Origin of the sequence: Mesorhizobium sp. ES1-6, from assembly GCF_020164775.1 — a bacterium.
Lineage (GTDB): Bacteria > Pseudomonadota > Alphaproteobacteria > Rhizobiales > Rhizobiaceae > Mesorhizobium.
Genome location: NZ_JAIUGU010000002.1, coordinates 728080 through 747565, shown reverse-complemented (window position 1 = coordinate 747565; position 19486 = coordinate 728080). Strand labels below are relative to the sequence as shown.

The 19486-nt window shown below is 64.9% G+C and carries 18 protein-coding genes; 8 read left to right on the top strand and 10 right to left on the bottom strand.

Annotation, left to right across the window (positions count from 1 at the left end; translation table 11 throughout):
• Positions 1-15 precede the first annotated feature (15 nt).
• The 5 genes from LB564_RS08205 (at position 16) to LB564_RS08185 (ending at position 6509) form a co-directional block, all read left to right on the top strand.
• On the top strand, positions 16-1005 hold the full coding sequence (locus tag LB564_RS08205; RefSeq protein ID WP_224536483.1) for a glycosyltransferase family 2 protein: 990 nt from the start codon (positions 16-18) through the stop codon (positions 1003-1005).
• A complete protein-coding gene (locus tag LB564_RS08200; RefSeq protein ID WP_224536481.1) occupies positions 1005-1955 on the top strand; it encodes a glycosyltransferase in 951 nt (316 codons plus the stop codon). Before LB564_RS08205 ends, LB564_RS08200 begins: the two co-directional genes overlap by 1 nt.
• Positions 1945-2913, top strand: coding sequence for a glycosyltransferase family 2 protein (locus tag LB564_RS08195; RefSeq protein WP_224536479.1), 969 nt, complete (start codon positions 1945-1947; stop codon positions 2911-2913). Before LB564_RS08200 ends, LB564_RS08195 begins: the two co-directional genes overlap by 11 nt.
• 74 nt (positions 2914-2987) lie before the next feature.
• Positions 2988-3884, top strand: coding sequence for a UTP--glucose-1-phosphate uridylyltransferase (locus LB564_RS08190; RefSeq protein ID WP_140709499.1), 897 nt, complete (start codon positions 2988-2990; stop codon positions 3882-3884).
• A 234-nt stretch (positions 3885-4118) separates the two neighbouring features.
• The gene (locus LB564_RS08185) at positions 4119-6509 is read left to right on the top strand and encodes a polysaccharide biosynthesis tyrosine autokinase (RefSeq protein ID WP_224536477.1); all 2391 of its coding nucleotides are present in this window, start codon (positions 4119-4121) and stop codon (positions 6507-6509) included.
• A 55-nt stretch (positions 6510-6564) separates the two neighbouring features.
• Here the strand turns inward: LB564_RS08185 and LB564_RS08180 are convergent, their stop codons facing one another.
• Positions 6565-7647, bottom strand: coding sequence for an acyltransferase family protein (locus LB564_RS08180; RefSeq protein WP_224536475.1), 1083 nt, complete (start codon positions 7645-7647; stop codon positions 6565-6567).
• Positions 7648-7781: 134 nt separating this feature from the next.
• Entirely contained in the window at positions 7782-9689 is a 1908-nt protein-coding gene (locus LB564_RS08175; protein ID WP_224536473.1) for a propionyl-CoA synthetase, read from the bottom strand.
• An 828-nt stretch (positions 9690-10517) separates the two neighbouring features.
• Between LB564_RS08175 and LB564_RS08170 the strand changes: the two genes are divergently transcribed.
• Genes LB564_RS08170 through LB564_RS08160 form a run of 3 tightly spaced genes read left to right on the top strand, consistent with a single transcriptional unit; the run spans position 10518 to position 12236 of the window.
• Positions 10518-10808 (top strand): PqqD family protein, encoded by a 291-nt coding sequence (locus tag LB564_RS08170; RefSeq protein WP_224536472.1) that lies wholly within the window; start codon positions 10518-10520, stop codon positions 10806-10808.
• A 13-nt stretch (positions 10809-10821) separates the two neighbouring features.
• The gene (locus tag LB564_RS08165; protein WP_224536470.1) at positions 10822-11256 is read left to right on the top strand and encodes a lasso peptide biosynthesis B2 protein; all 435 of its coding nucleotides are present in this window, start codon (positions 10822-10824) and stop codon (positions 11254-11256) included.
• Positions 11253-12236: a serine kinase gene (locus tag LB564_RS08160; RefSeq protein WP_224536468.1), complete on the top strand. Its 984-nt coding sequence runs from the start codon at positions 11253-11255 to the stop codon at positions 12234-12236. The genes LB564_RS08165 and LB564_RS08160 overlap by 4 nt, the downstream gene beginning before the upstream one ends.
• 8 nt (positions 12237-12244) lie before the next feature.
• Here the strand turns inward: LB564_RS08160 and LB564_RS08155 are convergent, their stop codons facing one another.
• From LB564_RS08155 to LB564_RS08120, 8 genes are all read right to left on the bottom strand, one after another.
• A complete protein-coding gene (locus LB564_RS08155) occupies positions 12245-13267 on the bottom strand; it encodes a nucleotidyltransferase family protein (RefSeq protein WP_224536715.1) in 1023 nt (340 codons plus the stop codon).
• Between the two features lie 70 nt (positions 13268-13337).
• Positions 13338-14324 (bottom strand): dihydroxyacetone kinase subunit DhaK, encoded by a 987-nt coding sequence (gene dhaK / locus LB564_RS08150; RefSeq protein WP_140709514.1) that lies wholly within the window; start codon positions 14322-14324, stop codon positions 13338-13340.
• A 39-nt stretch (positions 14325-14363) separates the two neighbouring features.
• On the bottom strand, positions 14364-14786 hold the full coding sequence (locus LB564_RS08145) for a hypothetical protein (RefSeq protein ID WP_224536467.1): 423 nt from the start codon (positions 14784-14786) through the stop codon (positions 14364-14366).
• 9 nt (positions 14787-14795) lie between these two features.
• Positions 14796-16370: a phosphoenolpyruvate--protein phosphotransferase gene (ptsP, locus tag LB564_RS08140; RefSeq protein WP_224536464.1), complete on the bottom strand. Its 1575-nt coding sequence runs from the start codon at positions 16368-16370 to the stop codon at positions 14796-14798.
• Positions 16371-16411: 41 nt separating this feature from the next.
• The gene (locus LB564_RS08135) at positions 16412-16714 is read right to left on the bottom strand and encodes an HPr family phosphocarrier protein (protein WP_224536462.1); all 303 of its coding nucleotides are present in this window, start codon (positions 16712-16714) and stop codon (positions 16412-16414) included.
• Between the two features lie 21 nt (positions 16715-16735).
• On the bottom strand, positions 16736-17125 hold the full coding sequence (gene dhaM, locus LB564_RS08130) for a dihydroxyacetone kinase phosphoryl donor subunit DhaM (protein ID WP_140709522.1): 390 nt from the start codon (positions 17123-17125) through the stop codon (positions 16736-16738).
• Positions 17122-17724 (bottom strand): dihydroxyacetone kinase subunit DhaL, encoded by a 603-nt coding sequence (gene dhaL / locus LB564_RS08125; RefSeq protein WP_224536459.1) that lies wholly within the window; start codon positions 17722-17724, stop codon positions 17122-17124. Before dhaL ends, dhaM begins: the two co-directional genes overlap by 4 nt.
• 72 nt (positions 17725-17796) lie before the next feature.
• Positions 17797-19440, bottom strand: a complete 1644-nt coding sequence (locus LB564_RS08120; protein ID WP_224536457.1) for a dihydroxyacetone kinase subunit DhaK — start codon at positions 19438-19440, stop codon at positions 17797-17799.
• Between the last annotated feature and the right edge of the window lie 46 nt (positions 19441-19486).

Sequence of the window (19486 nt, the reverse complement as noted above, 5' to 3'; positions counted from 1 at the left end):
GATGAACATCGCCCGATGACGCAAGCGCATGCCTCCAGCCTGATCGTGATCCCCTGTCTCAACGAGGCAACCCATATCGGTGCGCTGCTCGACCAGCTTTGCCCGGCGGCGGCACGGCTTGGCGCGCGGATCGTCGTTGCCGATGGCGGCAGCACCGACGGCACGCTGGCCATTGTCGGTGAGCGCCAGAACAACGATCCGCGCATTATCCTGCTTCACAACGAAAAGCGCATCCAGAGCGCGGCGATCAACCTGGCGGTGGCCAGATTTGGCGAGGGCGCCCACTATCTGATCCGTATCGATGCCCATGGCGGCTATCCCGACGACTATTGCGACCGGCTGGTCGAGGAGGCGCAGGCCACCGGCGCCGATTCGGTCGTGGTGTCGATGCTGACCAGCGGCAGCGGCACCGTGCAGAAAGCGGCGGCGGCGGCGCAGAACTCCAAGCTCGGCACCGGCGGCTCCAAGCATCGCCACCTCTCCGCAGGGGAGTGGGTCGACCACGGCCATCACGCGCTGATGCGGATCTCGGCCTTCCGGGCCGTCGGCGGCTATGACGAGACGTTCAGCCACAACGAGGATGCCGAACTCGACTATCGGCTGAGGCAGGCCGGCTATAGGATCTGGATGAGCGGCAGGACGCAGATGGTCTATTATCCGCGCACTTCGCTGCGCGGCCTCTATTTCCAGTATCTCGGCTATGGCCGCGGTCGGGCCAAGAATGTGCTGAAACACCGTGTGATCCCGAAGGTTCGGCAAATGGTGCCGCTGGCCGTCTTCCCCGTGGTTCTTCTGGCGGCTTTCTCCTTCGTGCACTGGATCGCGGTGCTGCCGCTACTGCTGTGGGCGGCGGTGTGCCTGGGCTACGGCGTGGTAACAGCCATCAGCCAGCGCAATGCCGACATCGCGCTTGCCGGCGTTTCGGCGATGGTCATGCATTTCGGCTGGTCCGTCGGCTTCTGGCTGCAGCTTCTCGGCCTTAACGCGCGGGGGAGGGCGGCGTGATGGCGGTTCAGGCCGGGAATCGCGGCATCGACATCGGCGTGTGCACGTTCCGGCGGCCGGAACTCGCCGACACGCTGCGTTCGCTCGCCGCCATGGAGATGCCCCGAGGTTTCGATATCAGTGTCATTGTCGCCGACAATGACGACACGCCAAGCGCGCAGGCATTGGTGATGGCGCTGTCGCAAGAATTGAAGCTGCCGCTCCGGTACCGGCATTGTCCGGCACGCAACATCTCGATCGCCCGCAACGCTTGCCTCGATGCAAGCGAGGCGGAATTCCTGGCCTTCATCGATGACGACGAGACCGCCACCGCCCGCTGGCTCGCCGAACTGGTGACGACAGCCGAAGAAAGCGGCGCCGACGCGGTTCTCGGCCCGGTGCGTGCGCTCTATCGCCCGGATGCGCCGGACTGGATGCGCCGTGGCGATTTCCATTCGACCTTGCCGGTCCGCGTGGGTGGCGAAATCCGCACCGGCTACACCTGCAACGTCCTCCTGCGCATGGGATCGGACAGTCTGCGCGACCGCCGCTTCAGCCTGGCGCGCGGCCAGACCGGCGGCGAGGACACCGAATTCTTCGACCAGATGCACAAGGCAGGCGGCCGGATCGCCTTTGCGCCGGAGGCATGGGTGGACGAGGCCGTACCACGGGCCAGGGCCGCGTTCGACTGGCTCAGCCGCCGTCGCTTCCGGGTCGGCCAGACGCATGGCCGTCTGCTCGGCCAGAACACCGGTGGCCTCGGTTTGGTGAAGCAGCTAGGCCTTGCCTCGGCCAAGGCGCTCTACTGCTTTGCCGCCGCCCTTCCTGTTCTTGTCAGCCCCGTGCCCAGGAACCGCTCCGTACTGCGCGGCATCATGCATGTCGGCGTCGTCAGCGGCCTTGTCGGCATCCGCGAACTGCGCCTCTACGGCCAGCCTTCGCCTGGGGAAGGAGGCAAGCATGCGGCCTGAACCCTCCTTCGTCCCCGATGTTTCTTTCGTGATTGCCGCCTACAACGCCGAGGCGACCCTTGATCGGGCGATCGCCAGCGCCATCGCCCAGAAAGATGTCAGCGTCGAGATCATCGTCGTCGACGACAAGTCGCGCGACGCCACGCTCGACGTGGCGCGGGCCTATCCCGAGCACATCGTGCGTGTCGTGGCCCTGGAAAAAAACAGAGGTCCCGGAGGCGCCAGGAATGCCGGGGTCAACGCCGCACTTGGTAGATGGATCGCGGTTCTCGATTCCGACGACGCCGTCTTTCCCGGCCGCATCGCCGCCATGATCGATCGCGCCGAGCGGGCGGATGCCCAGATCGCCGTCGACAATCTCCAGGTCGTCCGTGAGGACGGCGTGGTCGAGGACGCGATGTTCCCGCGTCAATATCTGGAAGACCTGCGCGAGATCTCGCTGGCCACCTACATCGCCGGCAACGTCGTCTTCGAATCGAAGTTCAATCTCGGCTACCTCAAGCCGATCTTCCTGCGCCGTTTCCTTGATGAAAACCGGCTGCGCTACGACGAGAAACTGAGGATCGGCGAGGACTACATCTTGTTTGCCGAAGCCCTGGCCATGGGCGGCAGATGCGTGGTCGAGCCTGATGTCGGCTATGCCTATCATATCCGCAGCGGTTCCATCTCGCGCGTGCTCGAGCCTCATCATGTCGAGGCGATGCGCAAGGCGGATGCCGAATTCGCTCAAACCCATCGGATGGACGAGGCGGCCCAGGCAGCCTTCGCCCGGCGCGGCCGCAGCCTGCGCAAGGCGGCGTCGTTCCTGGCAATGGTCCAGCACATCAAGGCGCGGTCCCCGCTCAAGGCGATCCGGACGGCGCTCAGCGACCCGGCGGCGGTCAGGCATATGGGCATGCCGATCGCCGTGCGGTTGCGAAGAGTAGCGGCACAGTTTGCCGTGGGGGTGGGGAGGTGAAGATGCAGGCACATGGAGGGATTTTTCGTGGCTTGTGAATGGACTGTAGTCGATCTCCTCAGAAGGAATTTGCGATGAAGAAAATCAGGAAGGCCGTGATACCGGTGGCGGGGCTTGGAACACGGTTCCTGCCGGCGACCAAGTCGATGCCGAAGGAAATGCTTCCCGTCGTCGACAGGCCCGTCGTCCAATATGCGGTGGACGAGGCCTTCGAGGCCGGCATCGAGCACATCGTCTTCGTCACCGGCCGCAACAAGGCGGTCATTGAGGACTATTTCGACCTGCATCCGGAATTGATCGGAACCCTGGAGCAAACCGGCAAGAAAACCCAGTTGGAGGCGCTCGAAAGCATGCTGCCGGTGGCCGGCGCCACCTCCTTCATCCGCCAGCAGTCGCCGCAAGGACTCGGCCATGCCGTCTGGTGCGCCCGCGAGGTGATCGGCAACGAGCCCTTCGCCCTGCTTTTGCCTGACATGGTCTCCTTCGGCGGACGCGGATGCCTGGCCGAGATCACCGACCTCTATGCGCAGACCGGCGGCAACGTCATCGCCGTCGAGCGCTGCGAGCCGAGCGAGACCAATAAATATGGCATCGTCGGCCGTGGCGCCGACATTGGCGGCGGCTTCGAGGTGACGGCCATGGTCGAAAAGCCGGCACCGGCCAACGCGCCGTCGAACTTCTACATCAACGGCCGCTATATCCTGCAGCCCGAGATATTCCAGCTTCTGGGCAACCAGCAGCGTGGCGCGGGGGGCGAGATCCAACTGACAGACGCCATGGTCCGCCTGTCGAAGGACCAGCCGTTCTTCGCCCAGCCTTTCAAGGGCCGCATGTTCGACTGCGGTTCGAAGGAAGGCTTCATCCAGGCCAACATCGCCTTCGCGCTTGCCCGCGACGACATGAAGGGCCCTGTCTTCGAGATGCTTCAGGAGTTCGTCCAGTCGCATGAACGCCAGGAAGAAGCCGCATAATGCCCATCTTTCGGGAGTATTGCCGGATGGCTGGCGGCGAGGGGCCGACAGGCCCCGCCGTCTGGCACGAAGCTTGCGTTGCCTCGGGGCAATACTCCCGATCTTCGAGGCGCCTGGGAGCCAAGGCATGATCCCGAAACGCGGAATGCGTTTTTAAGAAAAGATCGTGCTCAAACAGTGAGATAGAGCCATACCGACCACCGGAATGGAACCCACTCTAGAATTGGACCGAAGATGAATTACGCCAACTTTCCTCTCGACAAGAGGATGCCATTGCCGAATTCGGACGCAGGAGACGGCGACGACTTCATCGACGTCGAGCGGCTGCTTGGCATGGCCGCGCGGCAAGCCAAGGTCGTTGGCGTGTGCGCCATCATCGGTCTTTTCCTGGGCGTGCTCTATCTGCAGACCACGCCGCCCAAATACGTCTCGATCTCCAGCGTGCTGATCGACGAGGGCCTGAACAAGATCGTCGACGACATCTCGGCGGCGTCCACGACCATGCAGACCGATTCGGCGATCCTGAGCCAGATCGAGATCCTGACCTCGACGCGGCTCGCCGCGGTGGTCGTCGACAAGCTCAAGCTCGACCAGAACGATACGTTCATGAACCCGCCGCAGTCGGCCCTTGCCCAGGGCGTCGGCATGGTCCGCGGCCTGATCCAGTATGTTCGTCCGAGCAGCCCGGTCATGCCGGGTGTCGGCGACGTCTCCAAGCTCGACCCTGCCGCGCGCGATGCGCTGATCGCCGCGTCGCGCCGCGACTATGCCATCCTCAAGCTGCAGAACGAAATCCGGGCCGACCGCGTCGGGCGAAGCTACGTCATCGCGCTTGGCTACCAGGCGACTGATCCGGCGCTGGCGAAGGCCATCACCAAGGCCTATGCCGACGCCTATCTCGCCGACCAGCTCGATGCCAGCTTCGACGCCACCGAGCGCGCGGCGGTCTGGCTCCAGGGCCGGTTGACGGAGTTGCGTGAGAGCTCGCAGCAGGCATCGCTGGCGGTCGAAAAATTCAGGGCCGAACATGGCCTGTCCGCCAACAGCGACGGACAACTGATGAGCGACAAGCAGCTCGCCGACCTGAATGCCCAGCTCATCGTGGCGCAGGCCGATACCGCGCGGGCCAGCGCCCGCTACCAGCAATACAAATCGATCGTCGACAGCGGCTCGGAAAACGCGTTCAAGGATGCCGCCATATCGAGCGACCAGCCAAGCAGCTCGGTCATTGCGGCGCTCAAGACCCGCTACCTTGCGGTTTCCAAACGGCAGCAGGATGTCGAGGCGAATTTCGGCCCCCAGCATCCGCAGGCAGTGGCGCTCGCCAAGGAGAAGGCCGACATATCGGCGCAGATCTTCGGCGAACTGAAGCAGCTGACCGAAAGCTACCGCAACGAGTATGAGGTGGCGCTGGCGCGCGAAACCGCGCTCAGGGCCAATGTCGCCGCCGCGCAGGGCAAGAGCTCTATCGACAACCAGTCACAGGTCCAGTTGCGTGATCTCGATCAGAAGGCGACGGCACTCTCCACGCTCTACCAGACGTTCCTCGGACGTTATGAGGAAGCCGCCCAGCAGCAGTCCTTCCCGGTCGGCAAGATCCGCATCATCTCGGATGCGTCGACGCCGCTCGCCGCCTCGAGCCCGCGCACCATCATCGTGCTCGGTCTTTCGCTGGTGCTCGGCGTGCTGATGGGCGTCGGCTTCGGCGGCCTCAACGAGTTCAACGAGCGGTTCTTCAGGACCGGCGAGGAAGTGCGCGATCGCGTCGGCCTCAAATTCCTCGGCTACCTGCCGACCATCGGCAGCAAACCGACCAAGGACGACAAGCCGTCCGAAGGGCCGGCGGATGCCAAGGTCGCCAAAACGCCCGCCGCCATCGAAAGGCGCGCGCGAATGCGCGTCAGCATCGACGCTCCGGCATCGATGTTCTCCGAAACGTTGCGCAGCGCCAAGATCGCCTTCGACGTCGTGATGGAAGGGCAAGGCAGCCGTGTCATCGGTGTGATCTCGGTTCTTCCTGGCGAGGGCAAGTCGACGGTCGCGGCCAATCTCGCCGGGCTGCTCGCCGCCAATGGCGCCAGGACCCTGCTCATCGACGGCGACATGCGCAATCCGGGCCTCAGCCGCAGCCTTGGCATGGAAGCCGAGCAAGGGTTGATGGAAGCGGTGGTGGGCGGCCAGACCTGGCAGTCCGTCGGCAAGATCGACAGGCAGACCAAGCTCGCCATCATTCCGGCCGTGTCGCGCGGACATTTCTCGCATACCAGCGAGCTTCTCTCCTCGGCCGGCATGCGCCGCTTCATCGAGAACGCCAAGGAGACATTCGAATATATCGTCGTCGACCTGCCGCCGCTCGGGCCGGTGGTCGACGCCAAGGCCTTCGCGCCGCTCGTCGACGGCTTCGTGCTGGTCACCGAATGGGGCCGCACGCCGCGCGCCATGGTGCGCTCGATGCTGGAATCCGAACCCTATGTCGCCAACAAGATCGTCGGCGCGGTGTTGAACAAGGTCGATCTGAAGAAGCTGGCCAAATACGGATCGTTCGGCGCATCGGAGAAATTCTTCGACAAGTACTCGAGCTACTATCTCGACAAGTCGGAAGTGCGGGCGAAGACAGGGGCCTGATATCGGACGCTATATCAGGCCAGCCGCGTTTGATCGCGGCTGGAAATTGCGCTGCCTACGCAGTCCTGAGCCGATAACGGAACACCGTATGGTCGAGCAGCCGCCGGATACGTGGCTCGGCCTCGGTCGCCACCAGCCAGCTGGCCGCGATCATGGTCGCGGCGACCATTGCCATCGACAGGAGATACGGCAGCCCGGCGCGCACCATGGCGCCGAGCATCGCCGCGCCGATGACGTCGTGGATCAGATAGAGCGGATAGGTCATCAGGCCGATCCGGCGCCAGCCGCTCCAGCTGAGATCGAGTTTGAGCGACCACGCCATCAGCGCGATGGCCACGAGGAAGATCAGGATAGGCGGCGCGTAGGGCATCACGGCTCCGACCTTGATGCCGTGGACGTCGACGGAGCTGGCGATCTGCAGCACGCCGCCGCCGAGAAACAGCAGGCAGAAGCAAAGGCGAGGAGCGGTCACCGCCTTGAACCGCATCAGCCACATGAGCACGCCGACGGCGAAGAATGCGCCGTGATGCACCAGGATGAGTTGCAGCCAGCGCGTCTCGGCGAAATCGGACCAGCCGAGCGGATAATAGAGGCACCAGAACAGCGTGCTGATCAAGCCGATGACGATGGCGACCGTCTCCATCAGATGGAAACGGCCGAGCCGCAGCAGAACCCAGACAATGGCGTAGAAGGCAATCTCGATGCCGAGTGTCCAGTAGACGCTGTCCACCCACGGACCGTAGGGCGCGAACAGCGCCGTTCGGGCGAGCCTGACCACCGCATCGGTCGGCCAGCTCAGGCCGATCAGCAGCAACAGCGCCGCGGTGATCGGCGCGCAGATCCAGACCGCCGGCGCCAGCCTTTTGACCCTTGCCTCGAAGAAGCGCAGCGGCGTCGAATTCTCGGCGCTGAAGGCAATGACGAAACCGCTGATGACGAAGAAGATCTCGACGCCGACCCAGCCGGACCCGACCCAGGCGCCGATGCCGGGCTGCGCCGGAACGCCGCCCGTGGCCTGCGCCGAGATGCCGTCGGGATAGGCCCACACCCAGAAGCCGTAGTGGTAGATCATGACCAGCACGGCGGCGAGAAACCGCAGGATGTCGATGCCACCGAACGTCGTCTTTTGCTGAGCCATGCGATCCTGTCGAATGGCCCCCCGCGCGAACTGTAAGGCGGAATGCTGCATTGCACAATCAACGATTGTGCCGCGCGGCCATCACAAAGTTCGCCGCGCCGCAACATCCGGGACGGCACGCGTCGCCAGTCGGATCAAATCCCGATCCCGCGCGCTTTCATGGCGGCGGTGATCTCGTCGATGATGGCCGGGTCGTCGATGGTCGCCGGCATCGTCCATTCTTCCTTGTCGGCGATCTTCTGCATGGTGCCGCGCAGGATCTTGCCGGACCGTGTCTTCGGAAGCCGTTTGATCGTCACAACGGTCTTGAAGGCGGCGACCGGACCGATACGTTCCCGCACCAGCGCGACGACCTCCTGCTCGATGGCGCCGCCATCGCGCGCGACACCGGCGTTCAGCACCACGAAGCCGAGCGGTATCTGGCCCTTCATCGCATCGGCGATGCCGACGACGGCGCATTCGGCGACATCGGGATGGGCGGCCAGCACCTCTTCCATGGCGCCGGTCGACAGCCGATGCCCGGCGACGTTGATGATGTCGTCGGTACGGGCCATGACGTAGAGATAGCCGTCCTCGTCGATCATGCCGGCATCGGCCGTCTTGTAGAAGCCGGGGAACTCGTCGAGGTAGGCTTGGCGGAAGCGATCGTCGGCATTCCACAGCGTTGGCAGGCAGCCGGCCGGCAGCGGCAGCTTGACCACGACATTGCCCAGCGTGCCGCGCGGCACCTCGTGGCCGGCATCGTCGAGCACGCGGATGTCGTAGCCCGGCATCGGCACCCCGGGCGAGCCGTATTTCACCGGCAGCAGGCCGAGTCCGGCGGGGTTGATCGTCATCGGCGAGCCGGTCTCGGTCTGCCACCAGTGATCAACCACCGGTACGTCGAGCTTCTGCTCCGCCCATTTGATGGTTTCGGGATCGGCGCGCTCGCCGGCGAGGAACAGCGTGCGGAATTTCGACAAATCGTATTTCGGTACGAATTCGCCCTTGGGGTCCTGCCCTTTGATGGCGCGGAAGGCGGTGGGCGCGGTGAACAACGCGACCACGCCATGCTCCGCGATCACCCGCCAGTAGGTTCCGGCGTCGGGCGTGCCGATCGGCTTGCCTTCGAAGAGCACGCTGGTGCAGCCATGCAGCAGCGGGCCGTAGACAATGTAGGAATGGCCGACCACCCAGCCGACATCGGATGCTGCCCAGAAGACTTCTCCCGGCTTGACGCCGAACTCGTTGTCCATCGTCCATTTCAGCGCGACCATGTGGCCGCCATTGTCGCGCACGATGCCCTTGGGCTGGCCGGTCGTGCCCGAGGTGTAGATGATGTAGAGCGGGTCGGTGGCCAGCACCGGCACGCAGTCGACATTGGCGCCGGCCGCCCGTTCGCGGGCGACGGCGTCGGCGTAGTCGATGTCGAAATGGTCCTTCAAATCGCAGCGCAGCTGGTCGCGCTGCAGGATGAGGCAGGCCTCCGGTTTATGGCGGGACATCTCGATCGCTCTGTCGAGCAACGGCTTGTAATCGACGATCCGCCCTGGTTCCAGGCCGCACGAGGCGGAGATGATCAGCTTGGGCCTGGCGTCGTCGATGCGGGTGGCAAGCTCATGCGAGGCAAAGCCGCCGAACACGACCGAATGCACGGCGCCGAGGCGGGCGCAGGCAAGCATGGCGATGGCCGCTTCCGCCACCATCGGCATGTAGATGATGACGCGGTCGCCCTTGGCGATGCCACGGTTCTTCAGCACCGAGGTCAGCGCCACCACTTCGCGTTTCAGCTCGGCATAGGTGAATTTTTTCACGGTGCCGGTAATGGCGCTGTCGTGGATCAGGGCGATCTGGTCGGCCCGCCCGCCGGCGACATGCCGGTCGACGGCGTTGTAGCAGGTGTTGCAGGTCGCGCCGGTGAACCAGCGGCCATAGACGCCGGCGGCGGCATCGAACACTTTGTCCCAGGGCGAATACCAGTCGATGGCGTCGGCAGCGTCGGCCCAGAACTTCTCCGGGTCGCGTTTCCAGCCGTCATAGACCTCATGATAGCGTGAAGCCATCCATATCCTCCCCAGGAACCACCTGCCGTCCTCGCCATAGCCTATGTTGTTTCCTCCTGACATGTCTCCCTGCATTTTCGTCTCAGTCGGCCGCGTCTTGTCGCGGAAATGGCTTTCGCCGACCCATGACGGGGCATCTCGACCATCTGTTTCGATCAGGTCCCGGTGGGCCGGAAGCCGATTGTTCGGCAAAGCTTCGAAGACACCGGCAAGGCGTCCAAGCGCTTCAAGGTGACCAAGCGCTTCAAGGCAGGGCAGTTAAGGCTCTTGGCTTCCACCTGATGCTGCAGGGACAGGACTGCAAGCCTGCCGGAAAGCCGGCGTGCTGGTGCGGCGCTTCAGCCAGGGCTTTGAAGGGGCGCGATCGCCGTGTCATCGCGGACAATCACGGTGAGCGACCTGCCGATAGCCGACTAACGAACGGGATTCATTGGCCAAAAATCGATCGCGCTAGATCGGCAAGGCAACAAGCATGAGGCCGACGCCGCCGAAGATCAAAATGGCCGTAGCCAGAGCCTTTCGGTGACGTTCGAAAGTCGTCGGTGCCCGCTCCCAATTGTAACGCATACGCTATCTCCCCAAGACCCGGGGAGTTCTTACCTCACCTTAGGGAAGAAAAGCAACGGTCCTGTCCGTCGACGCGCTTGTCTGGAGCGTCGTTCCGACGACTATCTCTGGGATGATTTCGGCGGTGGGTGGGTTTCGCGGAGTGACAGGAGTCTGTCGCGGACATGGCGTTGCACCAGCCATCCCCCGGCCGGCCGATAGACAGCGCCCCACCGCCGCGCTATCTCATTTCGGGGTTTGCATGGCTTTTTGGGGTTCGTGATGGAAATTGCCTCTGGAACGGTTCTGCGGCTGGCCGACGACGCCTCGGTCCAGCACGTCGGCGACGGCGCGGTCGTGCTTTTGGCGCGCAGCGGCCAGCTCTACACCTGCAACGGCACGACCGAAGCCTTTCTCGACAAGGTGGATGGCGCGCGCAGCCTCGGCCAGATCGTCGGCCTGCTTTGCGAGGAGTTCGAGGTCGACAAGGGCACGCTTGACGAGGACATGGCGGCGCTGGCGGCCGAACTGGTCTCGGAAGGCATCCTGGCCGCGCCAGGGCTTGATAACTGATGGTGCGTGCTTGATGGCGGATAGTCCTCTCCTGCGTGCCTTGTTCCGCTGCCATCTCTGGGCAAGCGCGCGGCTGATGCCGGTCCTCATTGCCAACCGCAGCTTCGAGGAGGTGCTGAAATGGGCTCCGCTCGCCTCGTCGACACCCTATCGCGGTGTGCCCGCCGCCTACATTGTCGCTCGCGTCAAGCGCACTGTCCGCCATCCCTGGCTGATGCGTCACCGCAGATGCCTGCGCGAAGGGCTGCTCGGCCACCGTTTCCTGCGCCTCGCCGGCTTCGACCCGGAGTTGCGCTTCGGCGTCGATCCGAAGTCGCTGCAGGCGTCGCGGCTGTCGGCGCATTGCTGGGTTTGCCTCGACGGCAGACCGGTGGTCAGCGACAGCCTTCCCGGCATGGTCGAGATTTATCGCCACCATGACCGTGACACCAAGGTACGCGCCGCTTGACCAGAGCTTGCGCGTTCTACGATCTCAATGGCCAGGTGCTCGGCATATCGGCCGAACGCGCCGAACTGTGGCTGGACTTCGACAGGATGCTCGCCAGCCTGCGCATCGAAGGTTCGCCCGAAGCGGATTTTCATCTCGAAATCGCCGAAACTCAAGCGCTGGACGAGATGCCAGACGGATCGCTGGTCTTCGAGGGTGAAATACCGGACGACGGCTACTGCCGGATGATCGCCGACGGCGCCAGCGTCCATCTCGTCTTGCCGGGACGCCAGACCGTCGAGATCAACGAGAAGGGGTGGGCGAGGCTTCGCATCGTACCCGACAGCAAGTCCGCCTGGACGCCGTCGATGCTGATGCTGGACGCCGCGCTCGACGCCGGCGGCCAGCACATGCTGCACACGGCGGGCCTGACCTTGCCGGGCCGCGACGCCGTCGTGCTGGTCCATGCCCCGAGCGGCACCGGCAAGACCACGACCTCGCTGGCCCTGGCAACGCAAGGTTTCGGCCTGTGCTCCGATGACGCCATGATCCTGGATGTCGCTGGCATCGCGCCCGTTGCCTGGGGTTTGCCGCGCCACGTCAAGATCCACGAGAAGACCGCGGGAATGATACCGCAGGTGGCGCCATGCCTCGGGCCATCCTGGGACCGCAATGGCGAACAGGCGGTTTCGCTGGAAAAGCTGGGCGGGATCGTGAAAATCGAAACGCCGACCGCCCGTCCGGTGGCCGCGCTCCTGCATCTCGTGCGATCCGCCGACGAAGAGACCCGGCTCGTGCCGATGGCCAGGACCGACGCGATGGTGGCGCTGGCGATGGACAATGTCCGAACCGGCGCGACCGGCCTGCTGCCGCTGCAGAAACGCCGGCTGGCGACGATCGGGAAGCTGGTCTCGTCGGTGCCGACCTTTACGCTGGAAGTAGGCGCGCGCCCGGCCGATGCGGCGGCCCTGATCAGTGCTGCGTTGACATCACAGGATTGACGGCCACTTCAAGCGGCGTATGGCCTGGCCTTGGCCAGCCGCTGGATCCAGCGAAAGGCATCGCGGCGCAGGCGCGAGCCGATCTTCTCCCTGGAATTGACCCTGAGCAGCGTGTTCTTCGTGATCAGCTTCTTGGCCAGCCGTATCGACAGGTCGGGCTTGATCCGTCCAGCGAGTTCGAGCGCGTGCGGTTCGTCGAACAGCCGGCCGGTCACGTTGAGCACGATAGCCAGTTCGAGTTCGATGCCGGTCATACGGGCAGCGTCGAGCAGGCGTTCCTCCGCTTTCGGCGACTGTAGCGCCCGCACGCCTTGCAACACGTCGACGCAAAGCTGCAACCGGTGGAATTTATGCCCCCCGGCCGCATGCACGATGGCGATCGTCAAAAGGGCCGCCGGCGTGTCCGTCGCCTCGCCGTCAATGATGCCCAGTTCGCGAAATCCCAGCGACAGGCGCCGCCGCATGCCGGTGTCGTGCACGAGGTCGCCATGCAGTTCGACCATCAGGCTGGAATTCTCCTTTTCCAGCCATTTGAACTCCTGCAGCTGGTAGGATTCGGCCTCGTTGCTGCCAAGCTCGAAGCCTGACGCCGCGATCACCTGGTTCGCCGGCGCGAGGTTGGCCGGCTCGACGAGGATGTCGATGTCGGTGAACGGCCGGTCCGAGACGTTGCGGTAGAGTTTTCGCGCGAAGACCGGGCCCTTGACGATCCGCGCCGGAATGCCTTCCGCCGCCATGCCCTTCATGATGCGGTCGCCATGATACTGCAGCAGCATCGATTGGCCGGTGGCGATCGTCGCCTTCTGGCGCAGGTCTTCGAGTTTGTCCTGCAAGCCGGCGTCCGGCGGCAGGTGCGCGTCGCCGCGCTCCCTGAGCTTGCGCAGCATGATCGGCAGGATGCCGTGGAATTCGGCATTGTCGAGCAGCGCCGACAGTGCCTTCGCAGACAAATTGTCCTCGACCGCCGCAGCCTCCGGATCGGCGTAGCGCAGCAGAAGTCTTTCTTCGGCGGAGGTGAGGGACGGCAGCATCAATCCGGGCAAATCCATCGCTAAGTGGATTGCCCAGAATGGTTGCAGAAAAGGGCGACAGAAGCCAGTCTTACATGCCCCAGCGCAGCGCCGCCGTGTGGACAGGCGCATCCCACCAGCCCGTCAATTCCTCGTCGAGCAGGGTCAGTGTGATCGAGCAGCCGGCCATGTCGAGCGAGGTGACATAGGGACCGACCAGCGAGCGGGCAATCGTCACGCCATGCTGCTCGAAAATCCGGCGGGCGCTGTTGTACATCAGATAGAGCTCCATCAGCGGCGTGCCGCCGAAACCGTTGACGAACAGCAGCGCGGGCCCTTTCGCCCTGTCGCCGAGATCGCCCAGGATGGCGGCGCAGATTTCCTGCGCGATCGCATCGGCGCTTTTCAGCCTGTCGCGGCGGCGGCCGGGCTCGCCATGGATGCCGACGCCGAATTCCATCTCGCCATCGCCGATGTCGAAGGTCGGCTTGCCGGCCGCCGGCACGGTGCCGCTGGTCAGCGCCACGCCCATCGAGCGGGTCGCGGCATTGACGCGGTCGCCCAGCGCCTTGAGCGGCTTCAGCGCCATGCCATGTTCAGCCGCCGCGCCGACGATCTTTTCCACCACCAGCGTGCCGGCGACGCCGCGCCGTCCGGTCGTATAGGACGAATTCTCGACGGCGACGTCGTCATTGGTCACCACTTGGAGGACGCCTTCCGACATTTCCGCCGCCATGTCGAAGTTCATCACGTCGCCCTCATAGTTCTTGACGATGAAAAGGCAGCCGGCGCCGGTGTCGACGGCTTGCGCGGCCGCCAGCATCTGGTCCGGCGTCGGCGAGGTGAACACCTGGCCGGGGCAGGCGGCGTCCAGCATGCCATGGCCGACAAAGCCGCCATGCAGCGGCTCGTGGCCGGAGCCGCCGCCGGAGATCAGCGCCACCTTGCCCGGCTTGAGGGCCTTGCGGCGGAGGAATTTGTGCTCCTCGCCAAGAACCAGGATGTCGGCATGGGCGGCCACGAAACCGTCGAGGCTCTCGGTCAGCACCGTGTCCACCGAGTTCATGAATTTCTTCACGGCCGTCTCCTCCCAAAATAGCCTGGCATCAAGGGTCGATCAGCCATTCTTGCCGGTGATGCTGGTGACCTTCTGGATGAATTCGTTGATCGCGCGGTCGAGCGCCGCATTCTGCTTGTCATCGCCGAAATCCGGCACGATCAGCGAAACGTGCCTTGTCTTGCGCGCGCCCGCAGCGACCGAGATCTTTCCGGGATGTGCCTGGTGATAGGCGGCGAGAAACTGGTCGCGCTCGGCTGGGCTGAAATGGCAGACGGAAAAGATGGCGGGCAGATGCTTTGACGGGATCGGGATTGAATAGGCGGGGCTCGAAATCTGAGTGACGAAGCTGCGGTGCTTGCCGAGCGCGTCGGCCAGGCGCTGGCGCATGCCCGACGGGCGCTGGTGGATGACCTGCGACAGGATCGTCTTGTAGGCGCGGATCGCCTCGTCGGAGCTGGGCTCGGGTTTGATGTCGACCATGCCAGCCGCCTAGACCGGAACGTCCGCGATGGCCGCCTTGGCCATGGCGAGTTGCGCCGGCGCCACCGAGAGGTCGCGCAGGCCGGCCTCGAGCAGCAACGGGATCGAGGCAGGATCGCCGCCGGCGTCGCCGCACAGGCTGACGGGAATCCCGTTCTCCCGTCCGAAGGCCGCGACCGAGCCGATCAACCGCAGGACGGCTGGATGGCGCACGGAGTTGAGATGCGCGACCGCTGCATTGTCGCGGGCCGCCGCCATTACATATTGCGTGAGGTCGTTGGAGCCGATCGACAGGAAGGCGACGCCGGCGAACGCCTCCGGCGCGATGGCCACCGAAGGCACCTCGACCATGATGCCAAGCGGCGGCATTTTGTGCGCGACGCCGCGCGCGGCGAGCGCCGTCCGCTCCTCGGCGAACAGGGCGGCGGCGCGGTCATACTCTTCTGATGTGGCGATCATCGGAAACATGACTTTGAGATTGCCGTGTGGCGCGGCGCGCAGCAATGCTCGGATTTGAATACGGAATATGTCCAGCCTGGCCAGCGACAGCCTGATGCCGCGCAGGCCGAGGAACGGATTGCCTTCCTCGACGGTGAAGCCCGGCACCGGCTTGTCGCCGCCGGCATCGACGGTGCGGATCGTCACCGGTTTCTCGCCGGCCCACTCCAGCACCTTGCGATAGGCGCGATACTGCGTCTCCTCATCCGGCAGCGTCTTGCCGAACAGGAATTCGGTGCGCATCAGCCCGACACCGTCGCAGGTCGCGATGTCGATGGCGTCGACATCATGGGGGTCGGCGATGTTGACCTGCACGCGCACCGCGGTGCCGCGCTTCGTCGCCGCCGGCCGTGCCAGAAAGGTCCGCGCCTTGCCCTGTCGAGCCGCGAAGGAAGACGACGCCTGCCGGAACGAGCCGATCTCCACAGGCGAGGGCGCCAGAACGATGGTGCCGTGCTCCGCGTCGAGCAGCGCCATGCCGGCACCAGCGGTGAGCGGCTCCCGCAGACCCACGACCATCGGCACCCCACGCGAGCGCGCCAGCATGGCGACATGGCTGGCAGTGCTGCCCGCCTTGAGCGCAATGCCGCCGCCTTGGCTCCAGTCGGTTTCGAGAAAGCGCGTCGGCGCGATGTCCACGCCGTGAAGGATGGCGCCGGCCGGTGGCGTGCTGCCACCGTCCTCGGTCAGGGCACGCAGCACCTGGTCCCTGATATCGCGCAGGTCAGTGGCGCGGGCGCGGAAATAATCCTGGTCCGAGGCCTCGTAGCCGGCGATCTCAGCATCGAGTGCCTGCCGCCAGGCCGCGTCGGCGGGTCTTCCGGAAGCGATCGATGCGAAGGCCGGCCCGCTCAGCGCGTCGTCTTCCAGCATGGCGATGTGGAATTCGAGTATGCCGGCGGCATCGCTGTCGGCGGTCTCGACCATGGCCACGAGCCGGTTCACCGCTTTGCCGATCGCGGCCTCCAGCGACGTCTTCTCCTCGGCGGAGCTTGCCTTGCTCGCGTAAATGCCCTCGGGCCGGCCGAGGTCGAACAGAGGCCCTTCGGCATAGCCGGCCGAGGCCGGAACACCTTCAATGCGCATGGCCCGCATTCCTCGCGGGCCGACCAAGGCTTGCGTCGGCCTCAAGCCGAGCGGACATGGCCGGCGTCCTCGTCGAAATCGCGCTGCACCAGTTCGATCAGCGCGCGCACGGCATCGCTGGCGCCATCGCCATTGGCCCTGATGTGCAGCACCGTGCCCTTCGGCGCCTTGGCCGCCATCACCTTGACGATGCTTTTTGCATCGAACCATGGGCCGTTGGCGACAAGCGCAATCTCCACGTCGGCGGCAAAGCTCTTGGCCAGCTTGGTGAACTTCACCGAAGGACGCGCGTGCAGGCCCACATCGTGGGTGATCAGGACGGTCGCTTCGGCGGCTGCGGACATGTCTTCAAAAATCCCGTTCACTCACGATGGCGACAATTCGTGCGCCGTCGCCACCACTTCTTTCAGCGAGGCGCCGCCGGACGCCTCGGTCGCCGCCATCACCGCGCCCTCGACGATCGGGGCGTTGCAGACGATGATCTTCTGCGCGCGCGGCTCGCCGATCATTTCGACCGCCATTTCCGAATTGGTCTCGGCGCCGCCGAGATCGACCAGAATGGCGACGCCGGCATCCGACCAGGCTCTGTCGATGGCGCCCATGATCGCCTCGACATTGGTGCCGAGCCCGCCATGGCCGTTTCCGCCGCACCATGCAAGCGGCACTTCGTCGCCCACCATCTGGCGTACCATGTCGGCCGTGCCTTCCGCGACCAGCGGCGAATGCGACACGATCACGATCCCGACATTGCTCATGCCTTGTCTCCGATGGTTTGCGCCAGCGTGCGCACCAGCAGCGCGGTCGAGCGCGCGCCGGCGTCCATATGGCCGATGGAGCGGTCGCCGAGGAACGAGGCACGCCCACGCAGCGCCTTCATCGGCGCGGTCGCTTCGGCGGCGGCATCGGCGATGTCGGCCATTTCCGCCAAGCTGCTGCCCTTGGCCAACGCATCATGCACCGGCTGCAGCACATCGAGCATGGTTTTTTGGCCGACATGGGATTTGCCGCGCGCGGCCACCGCTTCGATCGCCTTGCCGAAGGCAGAAGTCAGATTGGCCCGATCCGGGTCCGCCGAAATCTCCTTGCCGAGCGCCAGGAACAACGTGCCGAAGAGCGGGCCGGAGGCGCCGCCCACCGTCATCACCAGCTTGGTGCCGATCGCCTTCAAGGCGTCTGGCAGCGGCTTTGCCGCGAACACATCCGCCTCGGCGCGCACGGCCTCGAAGCCGCGTTTCATGTTCAATCCATGGTCGCCGTCGCCGATGGCCTGGTCGAGCGCCGTCAATTCCTCGGCGTGTGCGGCAATCGTATCCGCCGCGGCCGTGATCAGCCTCGAAAGGTCCAGCGCCGTCATGTCGCCCGAATTCCCGGTTTGCCCCTTGCCGGCAGTAGCGAAAGAACGCTCATTCGACAACTGGAGCATGCTTCAGGCCGTGGCATGCTGGGCGGCGGCCGCCGCGAATACCTCGGCCACGGCATGAGCGCCGGGGTCGACCACACCTTGCAATTTAGCCCCGACATAGGCGGACCGCCCGGCCTTGGCCTTCTCCATTGCGGCCGTGGCTTCGGCGCCGCGCCGGGCCGCTCTCGCGGCTTCCTCCAGGCCCTTGGCGTCGAGCGCCTTCAAAGCCGGCTCCAGTGCGTCGACCATGGTGCGGTCGCCGGGTTTTGCGCCGCCGTAGAAGGTCATCCGCTCAAGCCCGGCAAGCAGCGCCTTGGTGATGGTTGCGCCGCTGCCAAGCGCTTGTGCCGCCGCCGTGAAGAAGATCGACAGCAGCACGCCGCTCGAGCCGCCCATGGAGGCGCTCAGAAGATCGCCGATTGCGCCAAGGGTCGCCGCCGGATCGGCAAGTGGCAGCGTATCGAGCCGTTCGAGGATGCTGCGTGCGCCGGTCGCCACCGTCGAGCCGGTGTCGCCGTCGCCCGCCCTGGCGTCGAGCCCGTTCAAAGCCGCTTCCAGTGAAATCAGTTTTTCGCAGACAGTGACGATCAAGCGCCTTGTGCTCGCGTCTTGGCTGGCCTTGCGTGCCGCGCCTTCGTGGGCTGGTTTCGCCATCGGCACGACTGAGGGCGCAACAACCGGCTTGGCCGGCATCCAGGCGTGCGGGCCGACCGGCGCCAGCAGGGCCGCTTCGCGCGCCGCATGGAGCTTGATCAGCGACAGCGAGAAGCCGTTCATGTTGAGCGCCGTCATCAGTGGGCCGGGGCCGATCACCAGCTTGACGGTCCTGGCGAGCGGCGAGGCAAGCACCGCATTGGCGACCAGGGACATTTCGAGCGGCGGCACAGAGCCGAGATTGTTGATCAGCAAGGCATGGCTGGCCTTCGGGTCGAGCCGGGCAGCGAGGCGTTCGGCCATGATCGCCACCAGCCGGTCGGCGCTTTGCACCGCGATCCGCTCGACGCCGGGCTCGCCATGGATGCCGAGACCAAGCTCTCCATCATCGGCACCAAACCTGTCTTCGTGCGGCTGGCCGGGGATCGAGCAGGAGGACAGCGCCATGCCGAGCGAGACGATATCCTTCGCCGCCGCTCGTGCGGCGGCCGCGATCTCGGCCAGGTCGCGGCCGGCTTCAGACAGATGGCCCGCGATCTTGTGCACGAACAGCGTGCCGGCGACACCGCGCGGCTGGGCGATGTCGGGCAGCGCGATGTCGTCGGCGACGATCACCATCTCGACGGCAAAACCCTCGGCGCGCGCCTTCTCGGCGGCGAGGCCAAAATTGAGCCGGTCGCCGGTGTAGTTCTTGACGATCAGCAGGCAGCCGGCTGGTCCGGTGACCGCGCGGATGCCCGCCAGCACCGCCTCGACGCTGGGCGAGGCAAAGATCTCGCCCGAGACCGCGGCAGTCAGCATGCCCTTGCCGACAAAGCCGGCATGCGACGGCTCGTGCCCGGCGCCGCCGCCGGAGACGACGCCGACCTTCGCCTTGTCCCAATCGGCGCGCAGCACGACCTTGATCTCGGGATAGCCGTCGAGGCGCGCGAGATCGCCCGAGCCAATGGTGCGCAACAGGCCGTCCAGCGCCTCGGTGACGATCGTTTCCCTGCGGTTGAAAAAGTGCTTCATCGAATTCGTCCCGTATTCGCAATCGTCAGTCACAAGCCGGCGTCAC

Coding starts and splice junctions, on each gene's coding strand:
- LB564_RS08205 (WP_224536483.1), top strand. CDS start 16: ATGACGCAAGCGCATGCCTCCAGCCTGATCGTGATCCCCTGTCTCAAC.
- LB564_RS08200 (WP_224536481.1), top strand. CDS start 1,005: ATGGCGGTTCAGGCCGGGAATCGCGGCATCGACATCGGCGTGTGCACG.
- LB564_RS08195 (WP_224536479.1), top strand. CDS start 1,945: ATGCGGCCTGAACCCTCCTTCGTCCCCGATGTTTCTTTCGTGATTGCC.
- LB564_RS08190 (WP_140709499.1), top strand. CDS start 2,988: ATGAAGAAAATCAGGAAGGCCGTGATACCGGTGGCGGGGCTTGGAACA.
- LB564_RS08185 (WP_224536477.1), top strand. CDS start 4,119: ATGAATTACGCCAACTTTCCTCTCGACAAGAGGATGCCATTGCCGAAT.
- LB564_RS08180 (WP_224536475.1), bottom strand. CDS start 7,647: ATGGCTCAGCAAAAGACGACGTTCGGTGGCATCGACATCCTGCGGTTT.
- LB564_RS08175 (WP_224536473.1), bottom strand. CDS start 9,689: ATGGCTTCACGCTATCATGAGGTCTATGACGGCTGGAAACGCGACCCG.
- LB564_RS08170 (WP_224536472.1), top strand. CDS start 10,518: ATGGAAATTGCCTCTGGAACGGTTCTGCGGCTGGCCGACGACGCCTCG.
- LB564_RS08165 (WP_224536470.1), top strand. CDS start 10,822: ATGGCGGATAGTCCTCTCCTGCGTGCCTTGTTCCGCTGCCATCTCTGG.
- LB564_RS08155 (WP_224536715.1), bottom strand. CDS start 13,267: ATGCTGCCGTCCCTCACCTCCGCCGAAGAAAGACTTCTGCTGCGCTAC.
- LB564_RS08145 (WP_224536467.1), bottom strand. CDS start 14,786: ATGGTCGACATCAAACCCGAGCCCAGCTCCGACGAGGCGATCCGCGCC.
- ptsP (WP_224536464.1), bottom strand. CDS start 16,370: ATGCGCATTGAAGGTGTTCCGGCCTCGGCCGGCTATGCCGAAGGGCCT.
- LB564_RS08135 (WP_224536462.1), bottom strand. CDS start 16,714: ATGTCCGCAGCCGCCGAAGCGACCGTCCTGATCACCCACGATGTGGGC.
- dhaM (WP_140709522.1), bottom strand. CDS start 17,125: ATGAGCAATGTCGGGATCGTGATCGTGTCGCATTCGCCGCTGGTCGCG.
- dhaL (WP_224536459.1), bottom strand. CDS start 17,724: ATGACGGCGCTGGACCTTTCGAGGCTGATCACGGCCGCGGCGGATACG.
- LB564_RS08120 (WP_224536457.1), bottom strand. CDS start 19,440: ATGAAGCACTTTTTCAACCGCAGGGAAACGATCGTCACCGAGGCGCTG.